Annotated in this window: 12 protein-coding genes and 1 pseudogene; 9 read left to right on the top strand and 4 right to left on the bottom strand. The window is 57.7% G+C overall.

What is annotated here, in order from left to right; translation table 11 throughout:
• The first annotated feature begins 26 nt into the window (after window positions 1–26).
• Entirely contained in the window at window positions 27–1,259 is a 1,233-nt protein-coding gene (locus F8N96_RS32910; protein ID WP_150801327.1) for a nucleoside permease, read from the top strand.
• Window positions 1,260–1,306: 47 nt separating this feature from the next.
• Here F8N96_RS32910 and F8N96_RS32905 read toward each other — a convergent pair whose 3' ends face one another.
• From F8N96_RS32905 to F8N96_RS32895, 3 genes and pseudogenes are all read right to left on the bottom strand, one after another.
• Window positions 1,307–1,621 (bottom strand): NIPSNAP family protein, encoded by a 315-nt coding sequence (locus F8N96_RS32905; protein WP_128869709.1) that lies wholly within the window; start codon window positions 1,619–1,621, stop codon window positions 1,307–1,309.
• 60 nt (window positions 1,622–1,681) lie between these two features.
• Window positions 1,682–2,159, bottom strand: a pseudogene (locus F8N96_RS32900) (HIT family protein).
• 103 nt (window positions 2,160–2,262) lie between these two features.
• Window positions 2,263–2,505 (bottom strand): CopG family ribbon-helix-helix protein, encoded by a 243-nt coding sequence (locus F8N96_RS32895; RefSeq protein WP_150801326.1) that lies wholly within the window; start codon window positions 2,503–2,505, stop codon window positions 2,263–2,265.
• A gap of 441 nt (window positions 2,506–2,946) precedes the next feature.
• On the opposite strand from F8N96_RS32895, the gene F8N96_RS32890 reads away from it, so the two are divergent.
• From F8N96_RS32890 to F8N96_RS32855, 8 genes are all read left to right on the top strand, one after another.
• Window positions 2,947–3,279: a DUF6124 family protein gene (locus F8N96_RS32890; RefSeq protein WP_150801325.1), complete on the top strand. Its 333-nt coding sequence runs from the start codon at window positions 2,947–2,949 to the stop codon at window positions 3,277–3,279.
• 184 nt (window positions 3,280–3,463) lie between these two features.
• The gene (locus tag F8N96_RS32885; RefSeq protein ID WP_150801324.1) at window positions 3,464–3,928 is read left to right on the top strand and encodes a GNAT family N-acetyltransferase; all 465 of its coding nucleotides are present in this window, start codon (window positions 3,464–3,466) and stop codon (window positions 3,926–3,928) included.
• A gap of 1,397 nt (window positions 3,929–5,325) precedes the next feature.
• Window positions 5,326–7,443 (top strand): transcriptional regulator NosR, encoded by a 2,118-nt coding sequence (gene nosR / locus F8N96_RS32880; protein ID WP_224794164.1) that lies wholly within the window; start codon window positions 5,326–5,328, stop codon window positions 7,441–7,443.
• 75 nt (window positions 7,444–7,518) lie between these two features.
• Entirely contained in the window at window positions 7,519–9,438 is a 1,920-nt protein-coding gene (nosZ, locus tag F8N96_RS32875; RefSeq protein ID WP_150801322.1) for a TAT-dependent nitrous-oxide reductase, read from the top strand.
• A gap of 74 nt (window positions 9,439–9,512) precedes the next feature.
• Window positions 9,513–10,775 (top strand): nitrous oxide reductase family maturation protein NosD, encoded by a 1,263-nt coding sequence (locus F8N96_RS32870; protein ID WP_150801367.1) that lies wholly within the window; start codon window positions 9,513–9,515, stop codon window positions 10,773–10,775.
• Entirely contained in the window at window positions 10,772–11,695 is a 924-nt protein-coding gene (locus F8N96_RS32865; RefSeq protein WP_150801321.1) for an ABC transporter ATP-binding protein, read from the top strand. Before F8N96_RS32870 ends, F8N96_RS32865 begins: the two co-directional genes overlap by 4 nt.
• Window positions 11,692–12,522: an ABC transporter permease gene (locus F8N96_RS32860; protein WP_150767455.1), complete on the top strand. Its 831-nt coding sequence runs from the start codon at window positions 11,692–11,694 to the stop codon at window positions 12,520–12,522. Before F8N96_RS32865 ends, F8N96_RS32860 begins: the two co-directional genes overlap by 4 nt.
• 25 nt (window positions 12,523–12,547) lie before the next feature.
• Window positions 12,548–13,060, top strand: a complete 513-nt coding sequence (locus tag F8N96_RS32855) for a nitrous oxide reductase accessory protein NosL (protein WP_150801320.1) — start codon at window positions 12,548–12,550, stop codon at window positions 13,058–13,060.
• Between the two features lie 139 nt (window positions 13,061–13,199).
• Here F8N96_RS32855 and F8N96_RS32850 read toward each other — a convergent pair whose 3' ends face one another.
• Complete coding sequence (locus tag F8N96_RS32850) at window positions 13,200–13,514, bottom strand: c-type cytochrome (protein ID WP_150801319.1); 315 nt, start codon at window positions 13,512–13,514, stop codon at window positions 13,200–13,202.
• Between the last annotated feature and the right edge of the window lie 352 nt (window positions 13,515–13,866).

Genomic DNA, 13,866 nt, shown 5'->3' with positions numbered 1-13,866 from the left:
CAATAAAAACAACAAGGTGACAGTTCATGACCACGATGAGTGCGCGATTGAGCGCGATGATGTTCCTGCAGTTTTTTATCTGGGGTGGATGGTTCGTCACCCTAGGCACCTTCCTCTCCAGCAACCTGGGGGCCAGTGGCGGGCAGATCGGCATGGCGTTCTCCACGCAATCCTGGGGCGCGATCATCGCGCCTTTCGTCATCGGGCTGATTGCCGACCGCTACTTCAATGCCGAGCGCATCCTCGCGGTGCTGCATCTGGTCGGCGCGGTGTTGCTGTTCCAGCTCTATCGCGCCGCCGATTTCAGCACTTTTTACCCGTACGTGCTGGCCTACATGATGATCTATATGCCGACCCTGGCCCTGGTCAACTCGGTGGCCTTCCGGCAGATGCGCGACCCGGCGCTGGAGTTCTCGCGCATCCGGGTGTGGGGCACAATCGGCTGGATCGTCGCGGGCGTGGTGATCAGCTTCGTGTTTGCCTGGGACTCGCAACAGGCGATCTCGTCCGGCGGCTTGCGAAACACCTTCCTGATGTCCGCCATCGCGTCCCTCGCGCTGGGCCTCTACAGCTTCACCTTGCCCCGTACCGCACCGCTGCCGCGGGAACCGGGCAGCGGCGGCCTCAAGCAAATGCTCGGCCTGGACGCCTTGGGCTTGCTCAAGGATCGCAGCTACCTGGTGTTCTTCATCGCCTCGATCCTGATCTGCATTCCCCTGGCGTTCTATTACCAGAATGCCAACCCGTTCCTGGCGGAAATCGGCGTCACCAATCCCACGGCGAAGATGGCCATCGGGCAGGTGTCCGAAGTGCTGTTCATGCTGCTTCTGCCGCTGTTCATCCAGCGCTTCGGGATCAAGCTTGCGTTGCTGGTGGGGATGCTGGCCTGGGCCTTGCGTTACCTGTTGTTCGCCTACGGCAATAACGGCGACCTGGCGTTCATGCTATTCACCGGCATCGCCCTGCATGGCATCTGTTATGACTTCTTTTTTGTCTCGGGGCAGATCTACACCGACGCCAAGGCCTCGGAGCGCTTCAGAAGCTCGGCGCAAGGGCTGATCACCCTGGCGACCTATGGCCTGGGGATGCTCATTGGATTCTGGGTGGCGGGGCAGGTGACCGATCACTATGCGTCGGCGGATAGCCACGAGTGGAAGAGTATCTGGCTGTTCCCGGCGGGGTTTGCGTTGGCGATCTTTTTCTGTTTTTCGTTGGCGTTCAACGGGCGTCACGCCCAAGCCGTGCAATCGAATGGCTGAAGACAGAACGGGCGCGCGAAAGGCGCCCGTTTCCATGCCGCTGTCTGCTACGCCTGTTTGCCAAACACCGGCCGGAAAAAGGACCGCTCATAGCTGAGGATGCATTTTGTGTCCTCCGCATACTTGAACGCCGCGATGCAATCCGGATCGTTCATGGAGTCTTGCCGGTACTGCTCATACGCCGAAAGGCTTGGAAAGCTGAACATCGCCAAGGCGATATTATTGGCGCCCTCGGACGGCAGGAAGTAGCCGTGGTGCTGGCCTCCGAATTTTTCAACCAGTGGAATCCATAGCGTCGCGTAGTGTTCGAATGCTTTGATCTGGTAGGGATCCAGCACGTATCTGAGATAACAAGTGACCATTTTTTTCTCCTTCTTGGTTGGGTGGTGCTGATTTCGGCCCGATGCGACAGCCTTGCTGTCCTATCTGAATGAACCGCGTAGCAGATCGATGACTTGATCGGTTGAAGGCCCTTGAATGGGCGGTGGCTCAGGGCTTTCCCCGAACTCGCGCCAGATGAACAGCGTCAGTTCCGCGCCGTCAGTGAGCGACGTTGCGTTTTCGTTGGTCGCGAAGGTCTCCAGCAGCCTGTATTTCGTATCCTTCCAGATCTTCGATCCAGTGGTACACCGGAATGAAGTGGAAATGGATAGGGTAGCCGGGGTCATGGCCGAATCGACTGATGTAGAGCCACTTCGGTTTCAACTGCGATTCAATGGTTTTCTGAACCTTGGCGAGCAGGCCACCCAGTTCTGCCAGCGCATCATCGGGTAGTTCAGCCAGCGAGTTGACGTGAGTCCGTGAGCCGAGCATCAGATAGCCGGGAAGCGCGGACGACATGTGGTGGTTGAGAATCCAATGGGCGGTTTCATGAATGATGAACCGGGGGGCTACTTCCATGTGTGGGTGTCCATGGTGGATCGGTTTCTTACGAAGCGGTTAGGAAAGTCTTGGCAATTTAGCTGACTTCGTCTTCCAGATTCTTAGGGCTTTTTCCAGCCACTCAACCCGCATTCCTGCTCCAGCGGCGGGCGCGCATCGCCGCAACCTGGTCGTCGGTGGCGAATTTACCTTGATTGGCTTCCTTTACCGCCAATTCGATTTGTGCGGTCAGCGTCCTCTCATGCTCGATGTAGTCGCGAAGAACGTCCATCACCAGGTCGCTCACACTTTGGTCATTCGTCTTGGCCAGATTGGCGAGAGCGTTCGAAAGGTCTTCCGGCAGGTGCAGGGATATCCCCGTCATGACAGCCTCGATGGTGAGCGTTTGTTGGGCATATTACACCGTCAAGCGCTCACGTGAATTAGCAGGCCGGAGCGTGGGAACGATCAGGTTGAAATGACGGCTGTAGGAACTTTCTGAGTTGTAGGCAGGAGGCTACATCGTCTTGCGTAGATGCCTACGCCTAAGACAGAATCCGCCGACTTGTGCGCCTTGGGGCTGGCTTTTATCGTCTGCGGGTCGCTGAAAATCAGCGATCGGGTTTAGCAGCTCGGCTCCACTCTAGGCACACAGCGTCCATTTCATGCTCAGGTTTTTTACCTGCAGGTTCCTGTTATGGCGGCTTTGCGTGGGGCACTTCGGTGCGCCGGGTTCTAGAGTCCTGGTCTGCTAACCCGCGTACGGCCGCCACCTCTATTCGTTTAGCAGCGACTGTGGCGGCTCCATCACTCTAGGAGTTTCACCATGATCAGATCGACACCCAGCCCTCCGGAATCAGAAACCGCAACGCAATCCACGCCCCAAACTGGCGACCATCACCATAATCCCCAGACCCTCAAAAACGCCATCCCACCGCACAAACCCAGCACGATGTTCGTCATCGCCCCCGGCATTAACCCCGAAACCCTGTTGGCCCACGCCTGTGAGTCCCTGGCCTCCGCGAGTGTCATGGCCAGTGACTTTGCGGCGTTTCTGGAAGGATCACAGCGCAATACGATGCTGGGTATTCAGCAGGTCATCATGCTGGCCGATTTGGCGGTGAATCGAGCACTGGATAACGTCGATCCGCAAGATTGACCTATCTGATCATTCCCATGTCGAACCGTCGGCGTGGGAATGCAGACCGGGACGCTCAGCATCCCATGCGGATGCAGAGCTTCGGTGAGACATTCCCGACGGAAATGAAATGAGCTGATCAGCGTATCCCGAGATCTTTTATGCGTTTACGATTGGATGATCACAAGTAGCGAGGGAACGCAAAATGGATTGTCAGGTTCGTCTCGCAACAACCGACGACGCAGCAGCGATCAGTCACGTTGTGATCAGCGCGCTGCGCGAGTCCAATGCTCAGGACTATTCACCCGATGTCATCGCGCGAGTGGAGCAGGGCTTTTCTGCGCAGGGGATCGCTCAGTTCATGACGCAGCGCCGTGTTTATGTGGCGTCCATCGCTCAACGTGTCGTCGCGACGGCGAGCCTGGATGGGGATGTTGTCAGAAGTGTCTTTGTCGACCCACAGCACCAGGGTGCCGGAATCGGTCAGCAGCTCATGGCTGTCATTCATTCGGCCGCCCTTGAATTGGGCCTTGATGTTCTGCACGTACCGTCCTCCATCACCGCAGAGGGTTTTTATGCCGCGCTGGGGTTTCGAAAAGTGCGGGATGAATTCCACGGAGCAGAGCGCACCATCGTTATGCAGTGCGTGTTAAGGCAAAGCGGATTTTGATCCGAATCCGCCTGGGCTCTGTGCTCGAATACGGCGGTGATTCCCGTGAGAGCGGCGGTGTACAAAAATCCCGAGTCCGGCAAAGATCCAATGTGGGAGCTGGCTTGCCAGCGAAAGCGGTCTCACATCCGGCATCAATGTCGGCTGACCCGCCGCCTTCGCCGGCAAGCCGGCTCCTACAGGTGATCGGGGCGTACACAAATCCTGTGACCGGCATAGATCTCAATGTAGGAGCTGGCTTGCCAGCGAAAGCGGTCTCACATCCGGCATCGATGTCGGCTGACCCGCCGCCTTCGCCGGCAAGCCGGCTCCTACAGGTGATCGGGGTGTGCACAAATCCTGTGACCGGCACAGATCTCAATGTAGGAGCTGGCTTGCCAGCGAAAGCGGTCCTCACATCCGGCATCGATATCGGCTGACCCGCCGCCTTCGCTGGCAAGCCAGCTCCTACAGGTGATCGGGGTGTGCACAAATCCTGTGACCGGCATAGATCTCAATGTAGGAGCTGGCTTGCCAGCGAAAGCGGTCTCACATCCGGCATCGATGTCGGCTGACCCGCCGCATTCGCCGGCAAGCCGGCTCCTACAGGTGATCGGGGTGTGCACAAATCCTGTGACCGGCACAGATCTCAATGTAGGAGCTGGCTTGCCAGCGAAAGCGGTCTCACATCCGGCATCGATATCGGCTGACCCGCCGCCTTCGCTGGCAAGCCAGCTCCTACAGTTAATCGGTGGTGTACACAAACTCTGAGTCCGGCATTAATCCGCTCTTGTGGATTTTAACAGCTGGAAGTTGTCGATTGTTGTATTGGTGTGATTGGTTAGTGTCGGAAATTAGAAAAGACAATATTTAAATCCAGTCATTGTCTGCATCGAGCTGCAAGTTGTAACTTTAACTTAGTGTGCATTTTGTGGGTGAAAGTTCATGCGTGAGCAATTGCTACTCCTTGCCCGCAAAAAATCACAATCGCAATAACGTTATTTAAACAATTTGCTTAGACTGAAAAGCGATATACCTTATGCTAAAGTCGCAACGAGGTCTGATCCTTCGGTCAACGATGCCTGCTTATACTTCTCTTGCCCTCACAGGATAACCAGCCCAGACGCAAGTTTACGCCGGTCAACCCCGGGCGTCGTCGCTCCTCTCAATCAACATTGAACCATTACCGTTTTACAAGAATGAACGCGTTTCATCATGATCGATGGAATAGTTTGCTATGTCTGTATTTAAGGAGGATTGTTGATGGCATAAATCCAATAAAGAGGCGTTTGAGCATAATAGTTTCATGCTGGTCATTCAGTGTGGGTCAAAGGCTCAACGAACCGATGATTATTCTTGCGTTCAAAGAAAACCGCCCCCTGCGCCTATTTAAATATGGGCTGATACTTGTGTTGGCCATGGTGTTCTGTGGAATCCTTGAATCACAGGCGAAGGAATACGGCGGGCTTGAGCAGCAGCGTATAGCAACGATTTTCCCTGACAGTGACAGCCTTTCCGAGCCGACCGGCGAGTTCAAGGTCCGCACCGTCAGCGCCGGAAAAACCCTGCTCGGTTATGTGTTCCAGAGTCAGGACGTGGTGGACATCCCGGCCTATTCGGGCAAACCGGTCAACATGCAGGTCATCCTCGATCCCCAGGGTGTCATCCAGGACGCCTACGTACTGGAACACCATGAGCCGATCCTGCTCATCGGCATTCCCGTGGAAAAGCTGCATGCCTTCGATGCCAAGTACAAAGGGATCAAGGCCGACCGAAGAGTGGTGGTCGGTCACTCCAGTGATCCAGAGGCGGTGTCGGTCGACGGGATCTCCGGCGCGACGGTGACCGTCATGGTGGTCAACGAGATCATCATGCGCGCGGCGCAAAAGGTGGCCGTTTCGCTGAAACTGGTTGAGGACAAGTCCGGGCAGACGCAGAAGCCCGCCACCGTGCGCCAGGACTTTTACGAACCCGCGACCTGGGAACAACTGACCGGCAACGGCGCGATCCGCCAGTTGAACCTGACCCGTGGCCAGGTCGACGCCGCCTTCAAGGGCACCGAAGCCGAAGGCATCGACAGCGCCAGTGCCGAGCAAGTCGATGAACCCTTTATCGAACTCTACGTCGCCGACCTGAATCCGCCAACCATTGGTCGCAACCTGCTGGGCGACAATCAGTACCGTTTCCTCATGCAGGACCTCAAGCCGGGCGAGCAGGCCATCGCCGTGCTGGGTCGCGGCCTGTATTCCTATAAAGGCTCGGGTTATGTGCGCGGCGGGATTTTCGACCGGGTGCAATTGCGCCAGTTCGGCCACGTCATCAGTTTCCGCGACATGGACCATCAGCGGCTCTCCGACGTGTTTGCCAAGGGCATGCCGGAATTCAACGAGATGTCGATTTTCATTGTGCGCGAACCGGCCCGGTTCGATCCCGGATCGCCCTGGTCCCTGGAATTGCTGGTGCGCCGTCAGACCGGCGCGGTCGCCGGTGTGTTCAGCAGTTTCGAGCTGTCTTACCAACTGCCCGAGCCCTACCTCCTGCGCCCACCGCCCAGCGCCGAAGAACTGGCCGCGATCGAAGTTGCCAACCGGCCGACGTGGGTCAATATCTGGTACCAGAAAGCCTTTCAGATCGGGATCCTTTGCACGGCGCTGGCGGTGTTGATGGTGATTCTGTTCCTGCAGGACACCTTCACCAAGTACCCGCGTTTCCTCCACTGGCTGCGTCGCGTCTATTTGATCTTCACCGTGGTGTTCATCGGCTGGTACGCCCTGGGCCAGATTTCAGTGGTCAATGTCCTGACGTTCGCCCATGCCCTGGTCGAGAACTTCCGCTGGGAACTGTTTCTCACCGACCCGATTGTGTTCATCCTCTGGACCTTTACCGCCGCCAGCATTCTGCTGTGGGGGCGAGGGGTGTTCTGTGGCTGGTTGTGCCCCTTCGGCGCCTTGCAGGAATTGATCAACGAAGCCGCGCGCAAAATCAAGATCCCGCAGTATGAACTGCCCTTCGCGTTGCACGAGCGCCTGTGGGCCGTGAAGTACATCATTCTGCTGGTGCTGTTCGGCATCTCGCTGGAGTCGATGACCACCGCCGAGCGATTTGCCGAGGTGGAACCGTTCAAGACCGCCATCACCCTCAAGTTCGATCGCCAGTGGTGGTTCGTCGCCTACGCGGTAGCGCTGCTGGTCATCAACATCTTCACGCGCAAAGTCTATTGCCGCTACGTCTGCCCGTTGGGCGCGGCGCTGGCCATTCCCAGCAAGCTGCGCCTGTTCGACTGGCTCAAACGCCGCAAGGAATGCGGCACCCCCTGCCAGCTGTGCGCCAAGGAATGCGAGATCCAGGCCATTCACCCGGACGGCCACATCAACGCCAACGAGTGCCATTACTGCCTCGATTGCCAGATGACCTACCACAACGAAAACAAATGCCCGCCACTGGTGCTCAAGAACAAGCGCAAGACACGGGACAAGCCAGCGCCAGTCACTCAGAGCGCCGAGCTGATTCCGGTGGTGCAAGTGTTTGAGCCCTGACCCCTTGCGGCATTTTCAGGGAACAGGAATCGATTGACCGAGCTTTCTCATATCTGCCCCGATGGAGCAAAACCCATGAGCGATAAAAAGTCGAAAAAAGATCATGACGCAGTCGATGGCCCCGGCCTGAACCGTCGCCTGTTTCTGGGCGCCTCAGCCCTGACCGGCGTTGCGCTGGCGGGTGGCACGGCCTTGGGTAGCGCGGTATTCAGTCGCGAGACCTTTGCCGCGGCGGCCAAGGACGCGCAATCGAAAATTCATGTGGGGCCAGGCGACCTGGACCAGTATTACGGTTTCTGGAGCGGCGGCCATCAGGGTGAAGTGCGAATCATGGGCATTCCCTCGATGCGTGAGTTGTTACGCGTCCCGGTGTTCAACGTCGATTCCGCCACGGGCTGGGGACTGACCAACGAAAGCAAGCGGATCATGGGCGACAGCGCCCACTTCCAGAATGGCGACTGCCACCACCCGCACTTGTCGATGACCGACGGCAAGTACGACGGCAAGTACCTGTTCATCAACGACAAGGCTAACAGCCGCGTTGCGCGTATCCGCCTGGACATCATGAAGTGCGACAAGATGCTCACCGTGCCGAACGTGCAGACTATTCACGGCTTACGTCTACAGAAAATGCCCCACACCCAATACGTGTTCGCCAATTCCGAATTCGTGATTCCGCACCCCAATGACGGCAGCACCTTCGACCTGCAGGACAAGAACAGCTACACGATGTTCAACGTCATCGATGCCGAGAAAATGGAGATGGCCTTTCAGGTGATAGTCGAAGGCAACCTGGATAACACCGACGCCGACTACACCGGCAAGTATGCGGCCTCGACCTGTTACAACTCGGAGAAGGCCTACGATCTGGGCGGCATGATGCGCAACGAGCGTGACTGGGTGGTGGTGTTCAACATCCCGCGCATCGAAGCGGCGATCAAGGCCGGCAAGTTCATCACCTTGGGTGACGCCAAGTCACCGGTCATCGATGGGCGTAGAACCGAGGGCAAGGACAGCGAGTTCACCCGTTATATCCCGGTTCCGAAGAACCCGCATGGCATCAACATGACGCCCGATGGCAAGTATTTCATCGCCGCCGGCAAGCTTTCGCCGACCTGCACCATCATCGCCACCGCCAAGCTCGATGATCTGTTCGACGACAAATTCAAGGACCCGCGCGAGGTGGTGGTCGGCGAACCCGAACTGGGTCTTGGCCCGCTGCATACCACCTACGATGGCCGCGGCAACGCCTACACCACCCTGTTCATCGACAGCCAGGTGGTGAAGTGGAACATCGATGAAGCCGTTCGCGCCTACGGCGGCGAGAAGGTCAACTGCATCAAGCAGAAGCTCGATGTGCAGTACCAGCCGGGGCACAACCATGCCTCGCTGACCGAAACCAGCGAGGCCGACGGCCAGTGGCTGGTGGTGCTGAGCAAGTTTTCCAAGGACCGTTTTCTCTCGACCGGTCCGCTGCACCCGGAGAACGATCAGTTGATCGATATCTCCGGCGACGAGATGAAGCTGGTGCACGACGGCCCGGCGTTCGCCGAACCCCACGATTGCGTCATGGCCCGCCGCGACCAGATCCGGACCAAGAAAATCTGGGACCGCAACGATCCGTTTTTCGCCGAAACCGTAGCCATCGCCGCCAAGGACGGGATCAAGCTGGAGACCGACAACAAGGTCATCCATGACGGCAAGAAAGTCCGGGTCTACATGACCTCGATGGCGCCGGTCTACGGCGTCACTGAGTTCACCGTCAAGCAGGGTGACGAGGTCACGGTGACCATCACCAACATCGATCAGGTGGAAGACGTGAGCCACGGTTTTGTCATGACCAACCACGGCGTGAGCATGGAGATCAGCCCGCAGCAGACGTCCTCCATCACCTTCATCGCCGACAAGCCGGGGTTGCACTGGTACTACTGCAGCTGGTTCTGTCATGCGCTGCACATGGAAATGGTCGGTCGAATGCTCGTCGAGAAGGCTTGAGCGGCGGGTCGTATCAGGGCCGTAAAAAGGTGAACGCAGTGTTCAGATCCCGGGGCAGTGACGGGTTACGCGGCATGGCACTTCTGGTGTGGGTGCTTGTATCGGCAGTCGCCCAGGCGTCGCCAAGGCCCATCACCGAACTGCCCCTGCAACCTGCTGGCGATCACCACTGGACGCTGCCTGCCGGAAACTACCAAGGGCAGTTCAGGATCGATCAGCCGATGCGGATCGATTGTGAAAAAGGTGCAGTCATCGATGCACAGGGGCAGGGCAACGCGCTGTTCATCAGTGCTCCCGACGTGCGGGTCGAAGGGTGCACATTGCTCGACTGGGGGCGCGACATGACGGCCATGAACTCGGCGATTTTCATCGGTCCCAAGGCCCTGCGTGCGGTAATAGGCCACAACCGCATGAAAGGACCGGGCTTCGGCATCTGGGTGGATGGCACCCGCGACGTCAGCCTGATTGGCAACGATATCGAAGGTGACCCGGGCATCCGCTCCCAGGATCGCGGCAACGGCATTCATCTGTATGCCGTGCACGGCGCCAGGGTGATCGGTAATCACGTGCGGCTGACCCGCGACGGCATCTACATCGACACCTCGAACGGCAACCTGCTGCAGGGCAATACCCTGGAAGACCTGCGCTACGGCGTGCACTACATGTACGCCAACGATAACCAGTTGCTCGGCAACACCACCCGCCGCACCCGCACCGGCTACGCCTTGATGCAGAGCCGCAAGCTGACGGTGATTGGCAACCGCTCCGAGCAGGACGAGAACTATGGCATCCTGATGAACTACATCACGTATTCCGAGCTGCGCGACAACTTCGTCAGCGACGTGCGCAGCGGCGCCGCCGAGGGCGGTATGGTCAGCGGCGCCGAGGGCAAGGCGCTGTTCATCTACAACTCGCTGTTCAATGTCATCGAACACAACCACTTCGAACGCAGCGCCGTGGGTATTCACCTCACCGCCGGTTCCGAAGACAACCGCATCGCCGACAACGCCTTCGTCGACAATCAGCAGCAGGTCAAATACGTCGCGACCCGCTTGCAGGAATGGTCGGCCCAGGGCCGCGGCAATTACTGGAGCGATTACCTGGGTTGGGATCGCAACAACGATGCGGTAGGCGATGTGATCTACGAGCCCAACGACAACGTCGACCGTCTGCTGTGGCTGTATCCACAGGTGCGGCTGTTGATGAACAGCCCGAGCATTGAAGTGCTGCGTTGGGTTCAGCGCAGCTTCCCGGTGACGAAATCGCCTGGGGTCAAGGACAGTTTTCCGTTGATGGACCTTCCGACGCTGCCTCAGGCACAGGGGCCGATCCTATGAACCCGGTCGAGATCGAAGGCGTCAGCCAGCGTTATGGCAGCATGACCGTGTTGCACGAGCTGACCATGAATCTGGGTGAAGGCGAGGTGCTGGGCTTGTTCGGGCACAACGGCGCGGGCAAGACCACGGTGATGAAACTGATCCTTGGCCTGCTCAAGACCAGCGCCGGTCAAGTGCGCGTACTCGGTTGCCGGCCCGCACAAACCGAGGTGCGTCGCCAACTCGGTTATCTGCCGGAAAACGTGACCTTCTACCCGCAACTCAGTGGCCGCGAAACCCTGCGCTATTTCGCCCGCCTCAAGGGTACGCCCCTGACGCAAGTTGACGAATTGCTCGACCAGGTCGGGCTATCGGCGGCGGCGGACCGTCGGGTGAAGACCTATTCCAAGGGCATGCGCCAGCGTCTGGGCCTGGCTCAGGCGGTGCTTGGGCAGCCGCGCCTGCTGTTGCTGGACGAACCCACGGTGGGGCTGGACCCGATTGCCACCCAGGATTTGTACGGGTTGATCGACCGTCTGCGCCAACAGGGTACGAGCATCATCCTTTGCTCCCATGTGCTGGCAGGGGTCGAAGCGCATATCAATCGCGCGGCCATCCTGGCCAATGGTCGCCTGCAGGCGATCGGCAGCCTGTCCCGCCTGCGTGAAGACGCCGACTTGCCGGCGCGTATCCGTGCCAATGGCCTGGCTCGGCGCGAGCAGTGGCTGCAGCGCTGGAATGCGGCCGGACACACCGCCACCGCCATGGGCGGCAACGGGGTCGAGGTGATGGCGGTCAACGGCCACAAAGTCGACCTGCTGCGCCAATTGTTTCACGAGGATCAACCCCAGGACATCGAGATCCTGCAACCGTCCCTCGAGGACCTCTACGGTTATTACATGAGTCGTGCGCCCGGCGGCACAGAAGGCATTCATCCATGAAACAGATCTGGAGTATCGCCGCCAAGGAGTTCAGTGACGGGCTGCGCAATCGCTGGCTGCTGGCAATCAGTCTGTTGTTCGCCATTCTGGCCGTGGGCATCGCCTGGCTCGGCGCGGCCGCATCCGGGCAAGTGGGTTTCACCTCCATCCCGGCAACCATCGCCAGCCTGGCCAGCCTCGCGACCTTCCTGATGCCGCTGATCGCGCTGTTGCTGGCCTACGATGCCATCGTCGGTGAGGACGAGGGCGGCACGCTGATGCTGTTACTCACCTATCCGCTGGGCCGTGGGCAAATCCTGTTGGGCAAGTTTGTCGGTCACGGCTTGATCCTGGCCCTGGCTACGCTGATCGGATTTGGCTGCGCAGCCGTGGCGATCGCCTTGCTGGTCGATGATGTCGAACTGGGATTGCTGCTGTGGGCGTTCGGCCGTTTCATGGTGTCTTCCACGCTACTGGGCTGGGTGTTCCTGGCGCTGGCCTACGTGTTGAGCAGCAAGGCCAGTGAAAAATCCAGCGCGGCCGGAATGGCCCTGGGCGTGTGGTTTCTGTTTGTGCTGGTATTCGATCTGGCACTGCTGGCGTTGCTGGTGCTCAGCAAAGGCCGGTTCAACCCCGACCTGTTGCCCTGGTTACTGTTGCTCAATCCGACCGACGTTTATCGCCTGATCAATCTCTCCGGTTTCGAAGGCAGCGGTAATGCCGTCGGCCTGATGGCATTGAGCAGTGATCTACCCGTTCCGCCTTCATTGCTCTGGCTTTGCCTGTTGCTTTGGGTCGGGGTTTCGCTGCTGTTGGCGCACTGGATGTTTCGCCGTCGACTCACTTGATTGTTTTACCCTGGAGACCGTTGAGATGAACACTCTATACCTGGCCGGGGCCCGTGCCCTGGTGGTCGTCATGACCTGCCTGGGGCTGGCGGCCTGCAATGATCGCGCAGAGCAAAAGCAAGCAGTGGCGCCTGTGGCTTTCCATCAGAGTGATGAGTGTCATGTCTGCGGGATGGTCATCGCCGACTTTCCGGGACCCAAAGGCGAGGTCGTGGAAAAAGGCACGGTCAAGAAGTTCTGCTCCACCGCAGAAATGCTCGGTTGGTGGCTCCAACCGGAGAATCACCGCACATCGGCCAATTTGTATGTGCATGACATGGGAAAAAGTACCTGGGAAAAACCCGACGACCAATATTTGATCGATGCCGCCCAGGCTTACTATGTCATCGGAACTCAATTGAAAGGTTCCATGGGCGTTGTCCTGGCCTCATTTTCCGATGAAGCGGCTGCCCGCAAACTGGCCAGCGAGCAGGGTGGCAGAGTCCTTCGGTTCGAAGAAATCGATCTGGCACTTTTGCAGCAAGCCCCCGCGATGTAACCGACTTGCCTGAACCGGGCATGTCTGCCTGTAGAAATGAGCGACCTGCTTCGCAGAAGAGAGTTGGCTCTTCTGCGGTTGATGTGCTGTTCACGAATTTACAGCGGTTAATGCTGCTGCTTTGTCAGTTCGGATGATCTTACTTCAGCGTCAGAATCCAGTCCGCCAAGGTCTTCGCTTCCTCGTCGGTCACTTGGTTGGCCGGCATTGCAATGGGGCCCCATTTACCCGTGCTGCCTTCTTTGATGCTCTTGACCAAGGTAGCCGAAGCGTCGGCCTGGCCGGCGTATTTGGCGGCCACTTCCTTGTAACCGGGACCGACCATCTTGGCATCGACCATGTGGCAGGCCACGCAGGTTTTACTCTTGAACAGCGTCTCGCCATCAACGGCTTGAGCGGTCTGCAGGGTCAGCGCAGCACCCAGGGCCAGCAGGGAAATAAACATACTTTTCATCAGTGTCTCCTCAGACAACAAAGCAGGCTTGAAACGACCCGCTCCAGGCTCATTCAACATGCAGTGGGTTGAATGTTATGAAGTTAAATCTTATCGGTCCGGCAAACTCGTCTTTGCTGGGGACGCTTGTTATGGTTGACTCAACGACTTTGCGTGGAAGATAGTCTTGTTGCATGCATTAGATAGTATGTTTTCAATAAATGTTCATTTTATTAGAGTTATTAAGTTGCTGTTTATAATTGCGCGAGCTTGAATTTTTAGGGTTTTTTGTTGATTGGGTCGCATTCATGTTCTATGTTATTCAGTTTTTTCGGTGTAGTGGCATATCCAATTGATTTGTATAGATTATATT

Source organism: Pseudomonas fluorescens, assembly GCF_902497855.1.
Classification (GTDB): Bacteria; Pseudomonadota; Gammaproteobacteria; order Pseudomonadales; family Pseudomonadaceae; genus Aquipseudomonas; species Aquipseudomonas fluorescens_BI.
This window is presented reverse-complemented; position numbering and strand designations above follow the sequence as displayed.

Excerpts from the sequence above, each read along its gene's own strand:
- F8N96_RS32885 (WP_150801324.1), top strand. The coding sequence starts at position 3,464 with ATGGATTGTCAGGTTCGTCTCGCAACAACCGACGACGCAGCAGCGATC.
- F8N96_RS32865 (WP_150801321.1), top strand. The coding sequence starts at position 10,772 with ATGAACCCGGTCGAGATCGAAGGCGTCAGCCAGCGTTATGGCAGCATG.
- nosR (WP_224794164.1), top strand. The coding sequence starts at position 5,326 with ATGGTGTTCTGTGGAATCCTTGAATCACAGGCGAAGGAATACGGCGGG.
- F8N96_RS32895 (WP_150801326.1), bottom strand. The coding sequence starts at position 2,505 with ATGACGGGGATATCCCTGCACCTGCCGGAAGACCTTTCGAACGCTCTC.
- F8N96_RS32905 (WP_128869709.1), bottom strand. The coding sequence starts at position 1,621 with ATGGTCACTTGTTATCTCAGATACGTGCTGGATCCCTACCAGATCAAA.
- F8N96_RS32870 (WP_150801367.1), top strand. The coding sequence starts at position 9,513 with ATGGCACTTCTGGTGTGGGTGCTTGTATCGGCAGTCGCCCAGGCGTCG.
- F8N96_RS32850 (WP_150801319.1), bottom strand. The coding sequence starts at position 13,514 with ATGAAAAGTATGTTTATTTCCCTGCTGGCCCTGGGTGCTGCGCTGACC.
- F8N96_RS32910 (WP_150801327.1), top strand. The coding sequence starts at position 27 with ATGACCACGATGAGTGCGCGATTGAGCGCGATGATGTTCCTGCAGTTT.
- F8N96_RS32860 (WP_150767455.1), top strand. The coding sequence starts at position 11,692 with ATGAAACAGATCTGGAGTATCGCCGCCAAGGAGTTCAGTGACGGGCTG.
- F8N96_RS32855 (WP_150801320.1), top strand. The coding sequence starts at position 12,548 with ATGAACACTCTATACCTGGCCGGGGCCCGTGCCCTGGTGGTCGTCATG.
- F8N96_RS32890 (WP_150801325.1), top strand. The coding sequence starts at position 2,947 with ATGATCAGATCGACACCCAGCCCTCCGGAATCAGAAACCGCAACGCAA.
- nosZ (WP_150801322.1), top strand. The coding sequence starts at position 7,519 with ATGAGCGATAAAAAGTCGAAAAAAGATCATGACGCAGTCGATGGCCCC.